The following is an 18,849-nucleotide window of genomic DNA, read 5'->3' on the forward strand; positions in this document are numbered from 1 at the left end:
CCACCGTGGACGGTCTGTTCTGGAACATCCAGCTGGCCAACTATTACGCCGCCCTGGAAACCACGGCGGCGGCGGTGGCCGTGCTGATCCTGATCTCCAGCCTCGATGACCTGTTCATCGATGTCTGGTACTGGGTTCGCGAGAGCTGGCGCGCGCTCACCATCAAGCGTCGCGAAGCGTACCGGCCGCTGACCCAGGAAGACCTGATGCAGCGGCCGCAACAGCCGCTGGCGATCATGGTGCCGGCGTGGATGGAATACGACGTCATCGCGCAGATGGTGGAGAACATGATCAACGTGCTCGACTACCGCGAGTACGTCGTGTTCGTCGGCACCTATCCCAACGACCAGCAGACCATCGACGAAGTGGAGCGCATGCGCCGCCGCTACAAGCGCCTGCGCCGCGTGCAGGTGCCGCACGACGGGCCGACCAGCAAGGCCGATTGCCTGAACTGGCTGATCCTGGCCATCTTCGATTACGAGAAGCGCCACGACATCGAATTCGCCGGAGTGATCCTGCACGACAGCGAGGACGTGCTGCACCCGATGGAACTGCGCTTCTACAACTACCTGCTGCCACGCAAGGACATGATCCAGTTGCCGGTGACCTCGCTGGACCGCGAGTGGTACGAACTGGTGGCCGGCGTCTACATGGACGAGTTCGCCGAATGGCACGCAAAGGATCTGGTGGTGCGCGAGAGCGTGTCCGGCATGGTGCCCTCCGCGGGCGTGGGTACCTGCTTCTCCCGGCGCGCGCTGCTGGCGCTGAGCGCGCAGACCGACAACCAGCCCTTCAATACCGACAGCCTCACCGAGGACTACGACGTCGGTGCGCGGCTGGCGGCGATGGGCATGCAGTCGATCTTCGCCCGCTTCCCGGTGCAGTTCCGCGTGCGCCGTCCGTCATGGTTCGGCTGGGGACCGGTGCGCGAGCGCACCCAGCAGATGGCGCTGTGCGTGCGCGAGTACTTCCCCGACAACTTCCGCGCGTCGTACCGGCAGAAGGCACGCTGGGTGCTGGGCATCGGCCTGCAGAGCTGGGAGTCGCTGGGCTGGCGCGGCTCACTGGCCACCAAGTACCTGCTGGCACGCGACCGCAAGGGCATCATCACCTCGTTCGTCAGCATCATCGCCTACATCATCTTCCTGCAGCTGCTGCTGTTCTGGCTGTTGAAGATGACCGGGCTGTGGACGATGCAGTTCCCCAGCGTGTTCCAGGCCGGTACCTGGCAGATGAATGTCGCGCTGCTGACCACCGCAGCGCTGGCGACCCGGGTCGTGCAGCGCTTCTATTTCGTCAACCGGTTGTACGGCTGGGAGCATGCGTTGATGTCGATCCCGCGCATGGTGGTCGGCAACATGATCAATTTCATGGCCACCGCCCGTGCCTGGAAGGTGTTCCTCGCCTACCTGCTGTTCGGCAAGCGCATGGTCTGGGACAAGACAATGCACGACTTCCCCGATGCGGCGCAGCTGGTGCAGACCCGCAAGCAACTGGGTGAGCTGTTGACCACCTGGCAGGCGGTGGAACCCGAGCGCCTGCAGCAGGCGCTGGACCAGCAGCAGGCAGGCCGCCAGCAGCCGCTGGGCCGCATCCTGCTCACCCAGGGCTGGCTGGATGACGAGACCCTGGCCGAGGCCATCGCGTTCCAGGGTGACCTGCCACGCGCGGTGATCGACGTGGATTACCTGCGTGCCTGCCAGTTCCCGGTCAGTGCCGATGCCTGCGTGCAATGGCGCATGCTGCCGCTGCCGCCGCGCCAGGAAGGCACCCTGCGACTGGCCGTGACCAGTCCGCTGCCCGAGGACGCCGTGGCATTGCTGAAGCAGGAAACGCGCAGCGAGCACATCGAACAGAGCATTGCCCGCGAAAACGAGATCAACGCGGGCCTGCGCCTGATCGGTGGCGAACGGCAGTGGCACCTGGACAACGTGCCATTGCTGGGCGACCTGCTGGTGGAAATGCGCCTGATCGATCACGCACGCTTCGAGATCGCACTGGACGACTACATGCCGCAGCGCGACGGTCGCATCGGCGACTACCTGGTCAAGCAGGGCATCACCACCGAGGAGGCCGTGGCCCAGGCCATGCAGGAGCAGCGCCGGCGTGCGGCCACGCTGCAGTCGCCGCCGCCCGGAGCCTTGCCGGCATGAAGACCACGCTGCTGTCCACCGTCATTGCCGTGGCACTGGCCACGGCCGCCGCGCCGGTGATGGCGCAGGCCGAGGTGCCACTGCCGCTGTCCGGTGCGGCCTACCGCATCGCCGAGCAGGCGTTTGCTGCCTATGAACGTGGCGATTACCCCACGGCCTACCGGCAGTCCAGCGAAGCGATCCGGCTGCGCCCGGACGTGGTGCGGCTGCGTCTGCTGCAGATCTATGCGCTGCAGAAGCTTGGTCGTGGCGCAGAAGCGCAGCAGCAGGCGCGCCGTGCGCTGGACGCGGGGATGAAGGATCCAGCCTTGCCTGCGCTGGCCGCCGCGCCCAGGACGACCACAGGTGCAGCGCGTAGCACAGCGGTGCCGCGTGCACCCGCAACGGTGGCCGGCCACAACAACCGGCAGGCCTACATGCTGGCAACCGAAGCCTATGCGGCCTACGACGCCGGGCAGATGGGCATCGCCGCCAGAAAGGCCGAACAGGCGTTCCGGCAGCAGCCGGAACAGGGCGCATGGGCCCTGCTGTGGGTGGCGGCGCTGGAGGCACAGCAACAGCCCGAACAGGCCGACGCCGCCATCGGCACCGCGCTGCAGTTGGGTGCACCGAATGTCGAAGCGCTGCGCGCGCGGCGCGTGACACTGGGCCGCCAACGCGCGCTGCTGCAGGCACAGCAGGCCTATCAATTGCTGTCCGCAGGCGAGGATGCCGCCGCCATTGAGCAGGCGCACGCCGCCGTGGAACTGGCACCCGACGTTGCTTCATACCGGTTGCTGCTGATCACCGCGCAGCTGCAGGGCGATCAGCTGGCCGACGCTGAGCACAGTGCTGATCAGGCATTGCAGGTGGACGCCAACGATCTCAATGCCCGGGTGATGCGTGGCTACCTGCGCCAGCGCCAGGGCAGTACGCTGCGGGCCAATGAGGATTTCGATGCCGCGCTCGCCACGCCGGGATCAACCGCGCAGCAGCGCAACGTGCGGCTGCTGGCGGTGGATGCGGCGCTGGCCGCAGGTGATCGGGTACGCGCAGCTGCACTGCTGGCACCGTTGCAGGCGGCGCTACCGGCAGTTGAAGGCGATGCACGGACACGGCAGCTGCTGCAGCAGGGCATCGAGCAGCGCAGCCGGGCGACCCGTGCCAGTCGCGAGCCTCCCCGCATCAGCGCCGAGGCCTACCCGGCACCGGTCCAGCACTGCCAGTCCGGTGACAGCGGCAACGTCTGCGAGCTGGTGCCGGCCGATCTGCAGGGGGATGGCGGTGCCGCACAGCGTGCCTACGCTGCCTACGCGCGCCAGGATTACGCCGATGCCATCGGTGAGGCGCGGCAGGCCGTGCAACTCGCACCGGACGACGCGAACCTGCAAGGCCTGCTGACCACCACGCTGGCGGCGGGCAACCGTGCCCAGCAGGACGAAGCGCGGCAGCGCCTGGATACGGCACTGGCACAGCGTCCTGATGACGCGGGTGCACTGATGCAGCGCGGCTACCTCAACCAGAGGGCCCACGAACCGGCGCGCGCACTGGCCGACTTCCGTGCCGCCGAGGCCACCGGAAAGGCACCGAAAAGCGTAGTGCTCGACCAGGCCTACGCCAGCGCAGCCAACGGCGACCATGCGCAGGCGGTGACGCTGCTGCGCAGCGCCATTGATCGCGCCGATGCCGGTGAGCTGCCACTGGATGCGCACCAGCACTACAACGTGCGCAATGCCATCGCCAATTACTCGCGCGAGTGGGGCGTGATCGCCTCGGCGGGTTTCCGTGGTGCTCGCCAGGCGGCGACCAATGTCGGCGGTGCGGCGATCAGTACGCCCGGCGATTCGGTGTTCAGCACGCTGGAGGCGTTCTGGCGGCCCCCGGCCTTCAACGACCAGCATGGCACGCTGGAACTCTACGCGCGCCTGCTCAACACGCTGTACGACGAGGGTGGCACTTACGAATCGATCCGCGCGGTGGACCCGTGCACCGGCGAATCAACGCCGGATGCGCGTGCACGCGCGGAGCGCCTCAGCCACTCGCGTTCCACTACCGGCTGGCCCTCCACCATCGCGTCCTTCGGCATGCGCTACGCGTTTGGCCAGAGCGGTTTGAGTGCTGGCATCGAGCGCCGACAGTTCCTCGGCAGTGCAACCAGCCAGGGCGAGGTCTACCCCGAGTCGGCAGCGGTGCAGTGCCGCCTGCAGCTGGCCCTGAACCGGCCACTGGAAGCCAGCACGCTGGCGCGCTACCGGCTGGCCAGTGGTTCCGGTGGCTGGATGTCCTACCTGACCTATGGCTACTACCATGGCACCGATCTGCGCACCGATGTGAACCAGTGGTGGATGGTCAGTGGCTACGCGCAGGGGGGATACACCTGGGACGACAACGGTGCCACCTTCACCCTCGACGCGCTTGATGCCAACGGCACGCCGGTGCGGCGCCTGGGCGAGGCCAATGGGCGCCTGCATCGCGAACAGTGGTTCGCTGCCGGTGAACTGCGCGCCGGGCGCAGTTTCCGCTTCGGTGCAGGGCAGACGCATTGGGTGGTCACACCCTATGTCGTGGTGGGTGCCGATTGGCTGGACCAGCGCTCGCGCGTGCGCGACATCCGTTATCCGCCGTTCCCGGCGCAGTCGTTCGCGCTCAACGATACGCAGCGCAGCTGGTCACTTGGTGCAGGGCCGGGCGTGGGCGTGCGTTACGGGTTCCGCGAGGACCACTACAACACGCCGCGTTCCTACCTGGACCTGACCGTGCAGTACCGCTTCGCGATCGGTGGCGGTGATACACAGCGCGCCAAGGGCCTGTTCGCTACCGCCATCCTCTACTACTGAGGCAGGCCCCAGCGTCGCCGCAGCGCTGCGGCCTGCGGCGTGTCCTGGGTCAGCCATGGCTCCAGTGCATAGACCAGCACGTGCTGTGCGCCGCTGTCGCGTGCCCATGCCAACTGCCGCTGGATACGTGCGGCATCGGCGGTTTCGCCCTTGAATCCGCTGCCATCAGCGGCGCTGCCAGGCAGTTCGCGGAACAGTTCGACGATCGCATCGAAGCCGATGCCGTGTGCATGGAAATGATCGAGCAACGGCTGGAGCTGCTGCACGTTGCCGGCACCGGCCACCCCCACGCCATCCTGCACCATCGGCCGTAGCGTGGCCTGTGCCAGCACCGCCTGCCACAGCGTGACCAGGTTGCCATCGGTCTGCAGGCGGCTGAAGTAACAGGAGATCGCACAGTCACCGCCGCGCGTGCTGGCGGCCTGCACCAGCCCGTGCAGCCACTGCGCCAGCCATTGCTGGCGGACCGGATCGGCCCAGTGGTACTGCTCCAGTTCGTAGGGCAGGTACCAGCCCCCGAAGGCCGGCTGCTGCGCCCAGGGTGCCTGTGTCAACCAGCTGCGTGCGTACGCCAGGCTCTCGGCCAGGAAGGCCTTCAGCGTGGCGTCGTCCGCGGCGATGGCCTGCCACCAGCGTTGCTGGAAGGGCAGGCCGACGCGGATGCGGATGCCGTTCTCGCCGGCGGCGGTGAACAGCTGCTGCAGGCTGCCGTCGGGCAGTGACCAGTCGCCGTCGCTGCCACCGACGATGCCGGTCCATTGCAGCACCAGCTGACGGCAGCCCAGCGTATGCGCAAGCTTCAAGGATCGCTGCCAGTCGGCCAGGCCCCATTGCAGGTGGCTGCGCCACGGCTGCAGGAAGGTGCCATCGACCTGCACCGGCAGCGAGCAGCCGGGCAGGGTGGCGAGCGTAGCGGCCAACGGCGCCAGCACTGCCGCGCGCAGCAAGCGACGGCGCAACGGCGAAGAAGGATCCGCGGGAAGGTCGGGCCGAACCATGCCCGCATCATCCCAGAGCGCCGTGCGTGGCGGGTGAACCTTGCGTCCGGTAGTCCCGGTCGCGGGCCGAAGCGTGCTCTGGTAGCGCCGGCCGCTGGCCGGCATCGCCTACCGCTTATTCCAGCGCGTAGCGCAGGGTAAACAGCACCGCCACCAGCCACACGGCCGGATGCACTTCGCGCCAGCGCCCGGTACCGGCCTTCAGCGCGGCATAGGCAATGAAGCCGAACGCCAGGCCGTTGGCGATCGAGTAGGTGAACGGCATCGCCAGCGCACAGAGTGCGGCTGGCACCGATTCGGTCAGGTCGCTCCAGTCCACTTCCACCAGCTCACGCAGCATCAGGCCAGCCACGAACAGCAGTGCCGGCGCGGTGGCATAGCTGGGCACCATTGCCGCAAGCGGCGAGAACAGCAGCGCCGCCAGGAACAGCGCCGACACCACCAGCGCGGTCAGGCCGGTGCGGCCGCCCACCTGCACGCCCGAGGCGCTTTCGGCAAAGGCCGTGGTGCTGCTGGTGCCAAGCATCGAACCGGCCACGATCGCGGTGCTGTCGGCCAGCAGCGCACGGCCGAAACGCTTCTGCGCGCCCGGCAGCTTCAGCAGGCCGGCGCGACCGACCACGCCGTACAGCGTGCCGGTGGCATCGAACACTTCCACCAGCACGAACACCAGCACCACCTGCAGCAGCACTGCGATCGGTGCGCCGCCGTCATGGTGCAGCAGGCCCGGCAGGTCCAGCTGCAGGAAGGTAGGTGCGAGGCTCGGCGGCAGCGAGACCAGGCCCTGGTACTGCACGTCGCCCAACGCCCAGCCCGCGCCGGTCACCGCCAGGATGCCGATCAGGATCGCACCGCGGATGCGGCGTGCTTCCAGCACCGCGATCAGCAGGAAGCCGGCCAGTGCCAGCAGCGGCGGCGCCGTGTTCAACGGGCCCAGCGCCACCAGCGTGTCTTCATTGCCGACGATCATGCCGGACTTCTGCAGCGCGATGATCGCCAGGAACAGGCCGATGCCGGCCACGATCGCCGAGCGCAGCGACGAGGGGATGCCGGACACCAGCCATGCGCGCACGCCGGTCAGCGACAGCACCAGGAACACCAGGCCGGAGATGAACACCGCACCCAGCGCCTGCTGCCACGGCAGGCCAGCGGCACCGACCACGGTGAAGGCGAAGAACGCGTTCAGGCCCATGCCCGGTGCCATGCCCACGGGGAAGTTGGCGGCCAGCGCCATCACCGCCGAACCCAGCGCCGCAGCCAGGCAGGTGGCCACAAACACCGCGCCCGCGTCCATGCCGGTGGTGCCGAGGATCTCGGGGTTCACGAAGACGATGTAGGACATCGTCAGGAAGGTGGTGACACCGGCCAGCAGCTCGGTACGCACGGTGGTGCCGTGCTGCTGCAGCTGGAACAGGCGCTCGAAAAGGGACATGGGGAATCTCGACCCGTTGGTGGTGGGTACCGACCGTTGGTCGGTACGCCTTGAAGCGTCACCACCAACGGTGGTGACCTACCGAAAGGAGAAAGGCCGCGCGAGCGCGGCCTTTCCGGTTGCCTTATTTCAGCGCCTTGAAGCGCAGGCGCTTCGGCGCCGCGTCGTCGCCCATGCGGCGGCGCTTGTCTTCTTCGTACTCGCGGTAGTTGCCCTGGAAGAACTCCACGTGCGAGTCGCCTTCGAACGCCAGGATGTGGGTCGCGATGCGATCCAGGAACCAGCGGTCATGCGAGATGACGAAGGTGTTGCCCGGGAACTCCAGCAGCGCATCTTCCAGCGCACGCAGGGTTTCGATGTCCAGGTCGTTGGACGGTTCGTCGAGCAGCAGCACGTTGCCACCCTGCAGCAGGGTCTTGGCCATGTGCAGGCGGCCACGCTCACCACCGGACAGCGAACCGACCATCTTCTGCTGGTCCTGGCCCTTGAAGTTGAAGCGGCCGATGTAGGCGCGCGACTGGATCTCGATGCCGTTGATGTTGAGGATGTCCAGGCCGCCCGCGATTTCCTGGAAGACGTTGTGGTTGCCTTCCAGCGCGTCGCGGCTCTGGTCCACGTAGGACAGCTTCACGGTCGGGCCGACCACGATCTCGCCGGTGTCCGGCTTTTCCTGGCCGGTGATCATCTTGAACAGGGTCGACTTACCGGCACCGTTCGGGCCGATGATGCCGACGATGGCGCCGGCCGGCACCAGGAAGCTCAGGTTGTCGAACAGCAGGCGGTCGCCGAACTTCTTGGAGACGTTCTTGAACTCCATCACCGCGTTGCCCAGGCGCTCGCCCGGCGGGATGAAGATTTCATTGGTCTCGTTGCGCTTCTGGTAATCGACCGACTGCAGCTCTTCCAGGCGGGCCAGACGGGCCTTGCCCTTGGTGCGGCCGCCCTTGGCGTTCTGGCGCGACCACTCCAGTTCCTTCTGGATCGCCTTCTGGCGGGCCTTTTCCTGGTTGTCTTCCTGCTTCAGGCGCTCGTCCTTCTGGGTCAGCCAGTCGGTGTAGTTGCCCTTCCACGGAATGCCGCGGCCGCGGTCCAGTTCCAGGATCCACTCGGCAGCGTTGTCCAGGAAGTAGCGATCGTGGGTGACCGCCACCACGGTGCCGGTGTAGCGCGCCAGGAACTGTTCCAGCCATTCCACCGACTCGGCGTCGAGGTGGTTGGTCGGTTCGTCGAGCAGCAGCATGTCCGGCTTCTGCAGCAGCAGGCGGCACAGGGCCACGCGGCGCTTTTCACCACCGGACAGCTTGCCGACCACGGCATCCCACGGCGGCAGGCGCAGCGCATCGGCGGCCACGTCCAGCTGGTTTTCCAGGGTGTGTGCGTCGCCAGCGGCCAGGATCGCCTCCAGGCGCTCCTGTTCCTTGGCCAGCGCGTCGAAGTCGGCGCCTTCCTCGGCGTAGGCGGCGTACACCGCTTCCAGCGCGGCCTGGGCCTGCAGCACTTCGCCCACGCCTTCCTCCACCGCTTCACGCACGGTCTTGGTCGGGTCCAGCTCCGGTTCCTGCGCCAGGTAGCCGACCTTGATGCCCGGCTGCGGGCGGGCTTCGCCCTCGAAATCGGTGTCCACGCCGGCCATGATCTTCAGCACGGTGGACTTGCCGGCGCCGTTCAGGCCCAGCAGGCCGATCTTCGCGCCCGGGAAGAAGGACAGCGAGATGTCCTTGATGATCTGCCGCTTGGGCGGGACCACCTTGGACACGCGGTTCATGGTGTAGATGTATTGCGAGGACATGCGGTCTCCGTAGGCGCGGCCCTGCGCCCGGTCCGTCACGGGAAGATCCCGTTGCGGCAGCGGGCACAGACTGAAATGGAATACCGCCAATTATAGCCGGAACCGGTTCCGGGCCGCGCCCGGGAAGGGGGCGCCGGGCTGGCCGCCCCCTGAATACTGCGTCACAGTCCTGCAACGGGAAGCGTTTCCAGCCGGAAACGGTTCAGATCGGTTGCGCAATATGGGCTCACCACCCACGCGAGCAGAGGTCTGACATGCGCATCAATCGAGTAATGGCCAGTGCCGTGGCCTCTGTGCTGGCGCTGGGCGCCGTGGCCCCGGCGTTCGCCGACAACGACCATCGCCGCAACCACGACCGCCGCGAATGGCGCGAGGATCGCCGTGAGTGGCGCCACGACCGCCGTGACTGGGAGCGCGACCGCCGCGAGGCCCGGCGCGACTACCGCCAGGATCGCCGCGAGTGGCACCGTGATCATGACCGCTACTACCGCCCGGCACCGCCGCGTGTGGTGTACCGCCCGGCCTATGGCCCGGGCTATGGCTGGAAGGTCGGCCATCGCTACCGCGACTATTACCGCGGCCCGATCTATGTGGTGAACGACTACCCGCGCTATCACCTGCGTCGCCCGCCCTACGGGCACCACTGGATCCGCGATGACCGCGGCAACATGCTGCTGGTTGCCATCGCCACCGGTGTGATCGCCCAGTACGTGCTCAGCAACCGCTGAGTCGGCGGTCATATCCGCGCATGGCGTGGATCTACCGGCACGGCGGGGCAGCGCAATCGAAACCATACGGGGCCGGATTCCTTCGGGGATGCCGGCCCCGTCCGTTTCGGCCCCAGCAGGTCGGTGCGGGGCTACAATCGGGGGCTGAGCCGTACCCCCTTTTCCCTGCCTGCTGGAGTACCCGATGTTCCCGCGTGACGTCCGCATCGAATCCTACGATCCCGAACTGGCCAAGGCCATCGCCGCTGAAACCCAGCGCCAGGAAGACCACGTCGAGCTGATCGCCAGCGAGAACTACACCAGCCCGGCGGTGATGGAAGCCCAGGGCAGCCAGCTGACCAACAAGTACGCCGAAGGCTACCCGGGCAAGCGCTACTACGGTGGCTGCGAATACGTGGACATCGCCGAGCAGCTGGCGATCGATCGCCTCAAGCAGCTGTTCGGGGCCGACTACGCCAACGTGCAGCCGCACAGCGGTTCGCAGGCCAACCAGGCCGTGTACTTCGCCCTGCTGCAGCCGGGTGACACCATCCTCGGCATGAGCCTGGCCCACGGCGGCCACCTCACCCACGGTGCCAAGGTGAATGCCTCGGGCAAGCTGTTCAACGCCGTGCAGTACGGCGTGAACGATCAGGGCCTGATCGATTACGACGAAGTCGAGCGCCTGGCCCTGGAGCACAAGCCGAAGATGGTCGTGGCCGGCTTCTCGGCCTACTCGCAGGTGATCGACTGGGCACGCTTCCGCGCCATCGCCGACAAGGTCGGTGCCTACCTGTTCGTCGACATGGCCCACGTTGCCGGCCTGGTCGCCGCAGGCGTGTACCCCAGCCCGCTGGAGCACGCCCACGTGGTCACCTCCACCACCCACAAGACCCTGCGCGGCCCGCGCGGCGGCATCATCGTCGCCAAGGGCGCCGACGAAGACCTGGTCAAGAAGCTGCAGTCGATCGTGTTCCCGGGCATCCAGGGTGGTCCGCTGATGCACGTCATCGCCGGCAAGGCCGTGGCCTTCAAGGAAGCGCTGGAACCGGGCTTCAAGGCCTACCAGCAGCAGGTGGTGAAGAACGCCCAAGCGATGGCCAACACGCTGATCGCGCGCGGCTACAAGATCGTCTCCGGTGGCACCCAGAACCACCTGATGCTGGTCGACATGATCGGCAAGGACGTGTCCGGCAAGGACGCGGAAGCGGCGCTGGGCAAGGCGCACATCACCGTCAACAAGAACTCGGTGCCGAACGACCCGCGTTCGCCGTTCGTGACCTCGGGCCTGCGCCTGGGTACCCCGGCGGTGACCACCCGTGGTTACGTTGAACAGGACTGCGTGGACCTGGCCAACTGGATCGCCGACGTGCTCGACGCGCCGAACGATGACGCCGTGATCGCCCGCGTGCGCGACGCCGTCAGCGCGCAGTGCCGCAAGTACCCGGTCTACGGCTGACCGGGGAGTGGGGTCGGATCCCTTCCCGCAGGGAATGGCTCTGACCCCAGCATTGGAGTGACCGCGCATGGATGAGCGCCACCTCAAGTATCTGTACACCGCGCTGGCGGTGCTGTTTGGCCTGCCCAGCCTGGCGATGGGCGGCGCGGCGGCGACGATGCTGCTGTTGATGGGGCTGGGCCAGTTCGGTCACGGCACGCTGGCCTCGGTGACGGTGATGCCGCTGTGGGGCCTGGCCGGCATTGCCGGCTGCCTGGCTTGGTTGTGGCTCAGTGCGGGTTTTCTGATGCAGGGGCGTGCCGGGCTGCACGTGCACCGTCTCTGGTGGTGGATGCTGCTGGCGGGCGGTCTCGCCGCCTTGCCCCCCCTGGGGCTGGCGCTGTGGTGGGGCGTCACCGTGCACGCCGAAGGCATCACCCTGTTGCTGCTGGGCCCGTCGATGCTGGTGCCGGCTGCGATGCTGGTGTGGATCAAACGCTGCGCATGACGTGGCCCATGGAAGGACATCGAACGCATGGATGAGCGTCTGCACAAACGCTGGATGGCGATCGCCGGCCTGCTGGCAGGCCTGCCCACCGTGGCGGCAGGCGGCACGGGTGCCGTGCTGGGGCTGATGGTCGTATGGGATGGCAAGTACCTGACAGGCGAAGAGCACACACTGTTGCTGCTGTGGTCGACGGCTGGAATCATCGGCCTGCTGTCGTGGTTGTGGCTGAGCGGCCTGTTCCTGTGGCGTGGCCTCGTCGGCCTGCGCGATTCCCCGGTTGTCGCCTGGGTGGGGTTGGCGCTGGGGGGGCTGGCCGCAACGGCCGTGGTTGCCGCCACGCTGTACTTCACCTTCAAGCACGGGGAGATCTCGACATTGGCCTTCCTCGGCTTTGGCCCACCGTTGCTGGTGATGGCCGGGCACCTGGTGTGGCTGCGCTGGGCACGCGCGGCCTCGGTGCCGCCAGCACCCGGTTGAGCGCACAGCGCTGACCGCGCTGGAGGCTCTGTTCGGCCGAAATGCAGGCACTTCCGCGCAGACAGCATTTGCTGCGGGGCCCTTTCTCAGGTACCTTTGCGACGCTGCCATGACCGTGGCAATAGGTACTTCCCTGAGCCAGGCGTTCCATGCATTGCCCCTTCTGCCAACATGCCGATACCCGGGTCATCGACTCGCGCGTCTCCGAAGACGGCGCGACGATCCGTCGTCGGCGTGAATGCGAAGCCTGTGGCGAGCGCTTCAGCACCCTGGAAACGGTTGAGCTGAAGCTGCCGGCCATCGTCAAGAGCGATGGCACCCGCGAGGCGTTCGACCAGCGCAAGGTCCGCGCTGGCTTCGACCGCGCGCTGCAGAAGCGTGCGGTGGCCGAAGACAAGATCGAAGCGGCCGTGCGTGCGGTGGTTCACCAGCTGCGCATCAGCGGCGAGCGCGAAGTGCCTTCGATCAAGGTCGGCGAGTTCGTCATGAACGAACTGCGCAAGCTCGACCACGTCGGCTATGTGCGCTTCGCATCGGTCTACCGCAGCTTCGAGGACGTGGCCGATTTCCGCGAGGAGATCGAGAAGCTGGAACGCGACCTGCCGTCCAGCACCGAACAGCTGCAGCTGCTGGGCGACGTGATTGCCCTGACGAAGAAGAAGAAGGGCTGACCGCCTCTTCCCTGGTAGATGCCAACCTTGGTTGGCACTGATGGCGTGGATCTCCTTTGCTCTGGTGGGTGCCAACCTTGGTTGGCACTGATGGCGTGGATGCATACCGGCAGCGTTACCATGGCCAGATGACCACCCCGTTCTCCGTCCTCGACCACCTGCACATGGCCAACGCACTTCGCCTGGCCGGGCGTGCCGCCTACACCACCCGCCCCAACCCGATGGTCGGCTGCGTGATCGCCCATGGCGAACGCGTGGTCGGGCAGGGCTGGCACCAGCGCGCCGGTGGCCCGCATGCTGAAGTGTTCGCGCTGCGCGAGGCCGGCAGCGACGCCCGTGGCGCCACCGCCTACGTCACCCTGGAACCCTGCGCGCACTACGGGCGCACGCCACCGTGTGCGCTGGCACTGATCGAAGCGGGCGTGTCGCGTGTGGTCGCGGCGATGCGCGATCCGTTCCCCAAGGTCGATGGCGGTGGCTTCGATCTGCTGCGCAATGCAGGCATCGACGTCGACGAAGGGCTGATGGCGGCACAGGCGCGCGAGCTCAACAAGGGTTACCTGTCGCGCGTGGAGCGCAACCGCCCGTGGCTGCGGGTGAAGCTGGCCGCCAGCCTGGATGGCCGTACCGCGATGGCCGATGGCAGCTCCAAGTGGATCACCGGCCCGGCTGCGCGCGAAGACGTGCAGCACTGGCGCGCACGTGCGGGTGCGATCCTGACCGGCGCCGACACCGTGCTGGCCGACGACCCGATGCTGACCGTGCGCCTGGCCGATACCGAGGTGATGCCACCGCTGCGCGTGGTGCTCGATTCACGCCTGCGCTCGCTGGAATGCAGCCGTGTGCGCGAGGGTGGGGCGCCGACGTTGTACCTGCATGGCACAGCAGTAAGCGCACCGGATGCGGCCGACGCCGAGTTTGCCAGCGTGCCCTGTGTTGATGGGCGGTTGGACCTGGGCGCGGTACTGGCGCTGCTGGCCGAACGTGGCATCAACGAAGTGCATACCGAAGCCGGCGCGACGCTGGCCGGTGCCTTGCTGCGCGGCGGCTGGGTGGACGAACTGCTGCTGTATCAGGCGCCCACGCTGCTGGGCGATAACGGTCGTCCGCTGCTGGCCGGCCTCGGCATCGAGGCGATGGACCAGCAGCGCCGATTGCGCGTGGTCGACCAGCGGCAGGTGGGCGAAGACATCAGGTTGCTGCTGCGGGCATAACGGGCCCAGGTAGTGCAGGGTTGAGCCCGACGGACTTCAAACGTCATCACACAGCTCATCTTCCTGCGGCAGCAGCGGTTCACCCAGCCACAACTCGATCGGCAGCAATCGCCACAGGATTGTCTGGTAGAGCTGACGCACGCGCTCGGCATGGGCGAACGCATGGCGTGCCTGGTACCCCCCGGTGACCCGGCTGCAATGTGGTACATCGGGTCCGTCGCGCAGCATCGCCGCCCAGCGCAGGAAAAGCGCATCGATGCGTGCCTGGCGCCCTGCTTCAGGCGCGGCCCGCAACGCCAGATACTCCTGCCGGAGGGGTTCCACGTCGGGATGCTGGCAGACCAGTGGGTACAGGCCGATCTCCGGCGATCCCGACGGCACGAACTCCCGGGCAGCGCAGCTGACCCTCGGCAGTCGCATTGCCAGTGCCTGTACAAAGGCTCGCGTGGCAGCCGGGGAAGGCGCAGTAGAACCCTGCCGCGCGAGTGCCGCAGGCACATCGTCCACAAGCAACTGCCACTCCAGGGCAACGGCAGGCTCGTATCCCTCTCCCTGCTCGCGCAGTATCTGCCGGGCCGCGGCATCGTCGTGCAGCAGCACCTGCGCCTGCAGGGTGTATTCGGCCTGCGGCGAAAGATCGCCTGGCGCGGAGGCTACCGCCCAGAGCGGTGCTCCCAGCAGCAGGATGAAGACGGGTTTCAGCATGGCGGCACACGGGCAATCCAGGAGGGCCCTGAGGATCAGGGGCGTTCCTTGCACGGATCCATGCAACTTGTCTGAAAATGTGCAGCGTTGCGGGCGTCGCCGGGCATGGCCCGGCGCTACCGCTTACCAGCTCACGCGCATTCGTCGGTCCACATCATCTCGGCGATCGGGCGCAGTGCCTTGCACTCCTGCGTCATCTCCTCGGCCGACTGCACCTGCGCCTTGGCCTTCAGTTCCTCGGCCATCGCATCCACGCCGCTGATCTGCTCCGGCGCGATCTTCGCCACGCAGGCGCGGTGCTGCTGCAGCAGCAGGTCGCAGCCCGGTACGACGGTTACTTTCGGCGCGCTCGCGGCCTGTGCATCCTGCATCCAGTCCTCGAACGGCGCCAGCGCACCGGCTACGGTGCCCACCAGATCGTCGAAATTACCGCTGTACCAGTAGCCGTTGTCCTTGGCCGGGTACAGGGTGAAGGTGCCGCTGACCGGCACGCGCACGCCACTCTGCAGTGCCTGGGTGTAGGCATCGGTGAACTGCTTGCGCGCGGCCGGGCTGGCGTCAGACGCGAGACTGGCGGCAAACAGCGGGCGGACCTTGCCCAGGTCGGGCAGCTGGCAGCTGTAGGTGATCCGCGCCAGCTTCTGGTCTTCAACGTATTCGTTGTCTTCGACCACGCTCTTGGTCGCGCGGCACTTCGAATCACGCAGCGCCTTGGCATACAGCGCTTCGGTGGCCGCAGCGTCGGACTTGTCACCGGCGCTGGCCAGCACGGTCTGCCACGGCTCGGCCAATGCCTTGGCCAGCGCACCCGGGTTGGGGGTCACGGCGTCCTGGCCTTCGAACGCCGGCTTCAGTGCGTCGTTGAGCGTGCGCGTGGCGGCCGCGTCGTCTTCCAGCAGCACGCGTGCGTACAGGTCGAAGGCCTGCTCGGGCGTCAGCTGGGCCGGTGCAGCGCTGGCAATCAGCGGGGCGCACAGCAGCACGCTGGCCAGAAGGGTACGGGTGGGGGTCTTCATGACGGTGTTTTCCTGTTCCAGAGGCGCGCAAGCCTAGCGCATCCAGCGCTACTTTCGATGGCGGCCAGAGGTCACATGGCGGTGTACCCCGGCCAAAAAAACGGGCCCCTTGCGGGGCCCGTTCGATCGCACGACGAGGAGCGATCGTTGGATCAGAAGCTGGCGCGCACGCCGGCCGAGTACTGGGTGACGTCACGGTAGCCGGAGATCTCGCCCACCAGACCCCAGGTCCTGGTGAAGTTGATCTGGCCGCCGACGGTGCCGACCCAGGTGCCCTTGAAGTTGTTGCCGCCGTCCATGTAGCCGGCCTTGGCCCAGGCTTCGGTCATGCGCGACGGCTTGCCGCGGATGCCCAGGGTGGCGCGGCCCAGGTTGGTGTGGTCCTTGTAGCGGTCGCTGTAGCCGTCGTAACGGTCGGTCAGTTCAGCGCTCTGGCGCACCCAGGCGATATCGGCGGTGAAGTCCAGGCGGTCGGTCCACGGCATGTGGTAGCCGATGCCCAGCTCCGGCTGGTTCAGTTCCAGCTTCAGCGAGCCGTCGCTGTAATGGTAGGTCTTGCTGGTGCGCGACCAGCCACCGAACACGTAGACCTGTTCGGCGATGGCCACAGAGCCACGCAGGTAGCCGCCGTCGACCTTCGGGTCGTCCAGTGCGTTGTCGTCAACCTTGACCTGCGTCCAACCGCCTTCGACGTAGGTGTAGCTCAGGGCGTCGGCCGAAGCCGAGAGCGGGGCGGCGGCCAGCAGGGCGGCCACGATCAGCATCTTGCGCATGGGAATTCCTGTGAATTTCAGTCCTTTGGCGGGCCTGCCCCAGCGGGCTGCCCGTGGCGACCTCATGTCGTCCGGGGTGGAATTTTAATGAAAGTTTTACAAATTGCGAGCGACGGCCGTCACAGCTGTCGCATCCGACCCCGTTCAGCCCGGGCTGGTACAATAGGCAGGCCGGTTCGCCGGTACACAAACGTCTTCAGGGCGGGGTGCAATTCCCCACCGGCGGTAGGTGCGCAAGCACGAGCCCGCGAGCGCCCCGGCCCACGGCCGGGGGTCAGCAGATCCGGTCCAATGCCGGAGCCGACGGTCATAGTCCGGATGAAAGAAGACGGTGCCACAGGGCTCATGCCCTGCGCGTGCCTGTTTGCCTTGCGGCGTTTTTCGCTCACTTTTCGCGGAGAACGTTTCTTGTTTACTGGAATCATCGAAGGCGTCGGCCGTCTGGCCGCACGCGAATCCATCGGCGGCGATGTCCGCTTCACCTTCAATGTCGGGAATCTGCCGTTCGACAACGTGCAGATGGGCGAGAGCATTGCCATCAACGGCGTCTGCCTCACCGTCATCGCATTCGACGCCAGCAGCTTCCAGGCCGATGCCTCCACCGAGACCCTGGGCCTGACCACGCTGGGCCAGTTGGGCGAAGGGGCGGTCATCAATCTCGAACGTGCCATGCGCCCGACCGACCGCCTTGGCGGCCATCTGGTCAGCGGACACGTCGACGGCCTCGGCCAGGTGCTGTCCATCCACGAAGACGCGCGTGCCCAGCGTTGGCGTTTCGCCGCGCCGGCCTCGCTGCGCCGCTACATCGCCAAGAAGGGCTCGATCTGCGTGGATGGCGTCAGCCTCACGGTCAACGAAGTGGACGATGAAGGGTTTGACGTCGCCCTGATCCCGCACACGGTGGCCAACACTGCCTTCTCCGCCGCAGGCGTAGGCAGCGCGGTCAATCTTGAAATCGATCTGGTCGCCCGTTATGTGGAGCGCCTGATCAGCGTGCCGGCCAACGGTCAGCACCCGCACGGAGATGCCGCATGAATTTCGCCCCGATTCCGGACATCCTGGAAGACATCCGCCTGGGCCGCATGGTGGTCATCGTCGATGACGAAGACCGCGAGAACGAAGGCGACCTGATCATGGCCGCCGAGCTGGTCAAGGCCAGCGACATCAACTTCATGGTCACCCATGGCCGTGGCCTGGTCTGCCTGCCGTTGAACCGTACCCGCGCCGCCGATCTCGGCCTGGCGCCGATGGTGCAGGCCAATACCGCGCAGTTCCAGACCAACTTCACGGTCAGCATCGAGGCTGCCGAGGGCGTTACCACCGGCATCTCGGCGCACGACCGCGCGCACACCATCCGCACCGCGGTGAAGCCCAATGCCAAGCCGTCGGACCTGCACCAGCCGGGCCACATCTTCCCGCTGATCGCCCAGCCGGGCGGCGTGCTGACCCGCGCCGGCCACACCGAAGCCGGCGTTGACCTGGCCATGCTGGCGGGGTTGGAACCGGCCGGCGTGCTGGTGGAGATCCTGAACCCGGATGGCAGCATGGCGCGCCGCCCGGAACTGGAAGTGTTCGCCCGCGAGCACGGCCTGAAGATGGGCTCCATCGCCGACCTGATCGCTTACCGCCTGGCCACCGAAAAGACCGTTGAACGCGTGGACGAGCGCGAGATCGACACCGAATTCGGCCCGTTCAAGCTGGTCACCTACCGCGACCGCATCGCCCACGACCTGCATTTCGCGCTGGTCCGCGGCACCCCGGATGCGGACACCCCGACCCTGGTGCGCGTGCAGGTGGAGAATCCGCTGGCCGACCTGCTGCACTGGCGCCGTGACGACTTCGGTGTGGCGGCCACCGACGCTCTGCGTGCGATCGATGCTGAAGGCAGTGGCGTGATGGTGGTGCTGCAGGCCCCGCGTGATGGCGAGGCCCTGCTGGCCCGCCTGCGCCAGCAGCCGGCGCCGGTGGTGCCGGGCAAGGACAAGGACGTGAGCCAGTGGCGCCGCAACGGTGCCGGCGCGCAGATCCTGTCCGACCTGGGCCTGGGCAAGCTGCGCGTGCTGGGCACCCCGCGCCGCCAGATCGGCCTGGCCGGGTACGGCCTGGAAGTGGTGGAGACGGTGGCCCTGTAACCCCCTTGGTGTGCCGACCA

General features: G+C 67.0%; 16 protein-coding genes and 1 riboswitch. Of the genes, 10 read left to right on the forward strand and 6 right to left on the reverse strand.

Annotated features, from left to right (window positions below):
- Positions 1-5: 5 nt before the first annotated feature.
- Both ARC63_RS19975 and ARC63_RS19980 read left to right on the forward strand, forming a co-directional pair.
- Complete coding sequence (locus ARC63_RS19975) at positions 6-2,153, forward strand: glycosyl transferase family protein (protein ID WP_057504214.1); 2,148 nt, start codon at positions 6-8, stop codon at positions 2,151-2,153.
- On the forward strand, positions 2,150-4,969 hold the full coding sequence (locus tag ARC63_RS19980; protein ID WP_057504215.1) for an NfrA family protein: 2,820 nt from the start codon (positions 2,150-2,152) through the stop codon (positions 4,967-4,969). The genes ARC63_RS19975 and ARC63_RS19980 overlap by 4 nt, the downstream gene beginning before the upstream one ends.
- Here ARC63_RS19980 and ARC63_RS19985 read toward each other — a convergent pair.
- The 3 genes from ARC63_RS19985 to ettA form a co-directional block, all read right to left on the reverse strand.
- On the reverse strand, positions 4,963-5,928 hold the full coding sequence (locus tag ARC63_RS19985) for a DUF4434 domain-containing protein (protein ID WP_057504216.1): 966 nt from the start codon (positions 5,926-5,928) through the stop codon (positions 4,963-4,965). The genes ARC63_RS19980 and ARC63_RS19985 overlap by 7 nt on opposite strands.
- A gap of 154 nt (positions 5,929-6,082) precedes the next feature.
- Positions 6,083-7,399, reverse strand: a complete 1,317-nt coding sequence (locus tag ARC63_RS19990; protein ID WP_057504217.1) for an NCS2 family permease — start codon at positions 7,397-7,399, stop codon at positions 6,083-6,085.
- Positions 7,400-7,523: 124 nt separating this feature from the next.
- The gene (gene ettA, locus ARC63_RS19995; protein WP_010481992.1) at positions 7,524-9,188 is read right to left on the reverse strand and encodes an energy-dependent translational throttle protein EttA; all 1,665 of its coding nucleotides are present in this window, start codon (positions 9,186-9,188) and stop codon (positions 7,524-7,526) included.
- 254 nt (positions 9,189-9,442) lie between these two features.
- Between ettA and ARC63_RS20000 the strand changes: the two genes are divergently transcribed.
- From ARC63_RS20000 to ribD, 6 genes are all read left to right on the forward strand, one after another.
- On the forward strand, positions 9,443-9,916 hold the full coding sequence (locus ARC63_RS20000) for an RcnB family protein (protein WP_019338039.1): 474 nt from the start codon (positions 9,443-9,445) through the stop codon (positions 9,914-9,916).
- A gap of 184 nt (positions 9,917-10,100) precedes the next feature.
- Positions 10,101-11,354, forward strand: coding sequence for a serine hydroxymethyltransferase (glyA, locus tag ARC63_RS20005; protein WP_010481990.1), 1,254 nt, complete (start codon positions 10,101-10,103; stop codon positions 11,352-11,354).
- Between the two features lie 67 nt (positions 11,355-11,421).
- The gene (locus ARC63_RS20010) at positions 11,422-11,841 is read left to right on the forward strand and encodes a hypothetical protein (RefSeq protein ID WP_010481989.1); all 420 of its coding nucleotides are present in this window, start codon (positions 11,422-11,424) and stop codon (positions 11,839-11,841) included.
- Between the two features lie 27 nt (positions 11,842-11,868).
- Positions 11,869-12,318 carry a hypothetical protein gene (locus ARC63_RS20015; RefSeq protein ID WP_057504218.1) on the forward strand — a complete coding sequence of 150 codons (450 nt, stop codon included), beginning with the start codon at positions 11,869-11,871 and terminating at the stop codon, positions 12,316-12,318.
- A gap of 149 nt (positions 12,319-12,467) precedes the next feature.
- Positions 12,468-12,989, forward strand: a complete 522-nt coding sequence (gene nrdR, locus ARC63_RS20020; protein WP_010481984.1) for a transcriptional regulator NrdR — start codon at positions 12,468-12,470, stop codon at positions 12,987-12,989.
- A gap of 128 nt (positions 12,990-13,117) precedes the next feature.
- Positions 13,118-14,203 (forward strand): bifunctional diaminohydroxyphosphoribosylaminopyrimidine deaminase/5-amino-6-(5-phosphoribosylamino)uracil reductase RibD, encoded by a 1,086-nt coding sequence (gene ribD, locus ARC63_RS20025; protein WP_057504252.1) that lies wholly within the window; start codon positions 13,118-13,120, stop codon positions 14,201-14,203.
- A gap of 36 nt (positions 14,204-14,239) precedes the next feature.
- Here the strand turns inward: ribD and ARC63_RS20030 are convergent, their stop codons facing one another.
- From ARC63_RS20030 to ARC63_RS20040, 3 genes are all read right to left on the reverse strand, one after another.
- Positions 14,240-14,908 (reverse strand): hypothetical protein, encoded by a 669-nt coding sequence (locus ARC63_RS20030; protein WP_057504219.1) that lies wholly within the window; start codon positions 14,906-14,908, stop codon positions 14,240-14,242.
- Positions 14,909-15,039: 131 nt separating this feature from the next.
- Positions 15,040-15,924, reverse strand: a complete 885-nt coding sequence (locus ARC63_RS20035) for a hypothetical protein (RefSeq protein ID WP_057504220.1) — start codon at positions 15,922-15,924, stop codon at positions 15,040-15,042.
- Positions 15,925-16,076: 152 nt separating this feature from the next.
- Complete coding sequence (locus ARC63_RS20040) at positions 16,077-16,697, reverse strand: hypothetical protein (RefSeq protein ID WP_010481980.1); 621 nt, start codon at positions 16,695-16,697, stop codon at positions 16,077-16,079.
- A 188-nt stretch (positions 16,698-16,885) separates the two neighbouring features.
- Positions 16,886-17,031, forward strand: a riboswitch (FMN riboswitch).
- Positions 17,032-17,105: 74 nt separating this feature from the next.
- Here ARC63_RS20040 and ARC63_RS20045 point away from each other — a divergent pair.
- The gene (locus ARC63_RS20045; protein WP_057504221.1) at positions 17,106-17,732 is read left to right on the forward strand and encodes a riboflavin synthase; all 627 of its coding nucleotides are present in this window, start codon (positions 17,106-17,108) and stop codon (positions 17,730-17,732) included.
- Positions 17,729-18,829 (forward strand): 3,4-dihydroxy-2-butanone-4-phosphate synthase, encoded by a 1,101-nt coding sequence (gene ribB, locus ARC63_RS20050; RefSeq protein WP_057504222.1) that lies wholly within the window; start codon positions 17,729-17,731, stop codon positions 18,827-18,829. Before ARC63_RS20045 ends, ribB begins: the two co-directional genes overlap by 4 nt.
- Positions 18,830-18,849: the final 20 nt, after the last annotated feature.

It is taken from the genome of Stenotrophomonas geniculata ATCC 19374 = JCM 13324 (assembly GCF_001431625.1).
Taxonomy (GTDB): Bacteria; Pseudomonadota; Gammaproteobacteria; order Xanthomonadales; family Xanthomonadaceae; genus Stenotrophomonas; species Stenotrophomonas geniculata.

Excerpts from the sequence above, each read along its gene's own strand:
- glyA (WP_010481990.1), top strand. The coding sequence starts at position 10,101 with ATGTTCCCGCGTGACGTCCGCATCGAATCCTACGATCCCGAACTGGCC.
- ARC63_RS19980 (WP_057504215.1), top strand. The coding sequence starts at position 2,150 with ATGAAGACCACGCTGCTGTCCACCGTCATTGCCGTGGCACTGGCCACG.
- ARC63_RS20015 (WP_057504218.1), top strand. The coding sequence starts at position 11,869 with ATGGATGAGCGTCTGCACAAACGCTGGATGGCGATCGCCGGCCTGCTG.
- ARC63_RS20035 (WP_057504220.1), bottom strand. The coding sequence starts at position 15,924 with ATGAAGACCCCCACCCGTACCCTTCTGGCCAGCGTGCTGCTGTGCGCC.
- ARC63_RS20030 (WP_057504219.1), bottom strand. The coding sequence starts at position 14,908 with ATGCTGAAACCCGTCTTCATCCTGCTGCTGGGAGCACCGCTCTGGGCG.
- ribB (WP_057504222.1), top strand. The coding sequence starts at position 17,729 with ATGAATTTCGCCCCGATTCCGGACATCCTGGAAGACATCCGCCTGGGC.
- ettA (WP_010481992.1), bottom strand. The coding sequence starts at position 9,188 with ATGTCCTCGCAATACATCTACACCATGAACCGCGTGTCCAAGGTGGTC.
- ARC63_RS20000 (WP_019338039.1), top strand. The coding sequence starts at position 9,443 with ATGCGCATCAATCGAGTAATGGCCAGTGCCGTGGCCTCTGTGCTGGCG.
- ARC63_RS19990 (WP_057504217.1), bottom strand. The coding sequence starts at position 7,399 with ATGTCCCTTTTCGAGCGCCTGTTCCAGCTGCAGCAGCACGGCACCACC.
- nrdR (WP_010481984.1), top strand. The coding sequence starts at position 12,468 with ATGCATTGCCCCTTCTGCCAACATGCCGATACCCGGGTCATCGACTCG.
- ribD (WP_057504252.1), top strand. The coding sequence starts at position 13,118 with ATGACCACCCCGTTCTCCGTCCTCGACCACCTGCACATGGCCAACGCA.
- ARC63_RS20010 (WP_010481989.1), top strand. The coding sequence starts at position 11,422 with ATGGATGAGCGCCACCTCAAGTATCTGTACACCGCGCTGGCGGTGCTG.
- ARC63_RS20040 (WP_010481980.1), bottom strand. The coding sequence starts at position 16,697 with ATGCGCAAGATGCTGATCGTGGCCGCCCTGCTGGCCGCCGCCCCGCTC.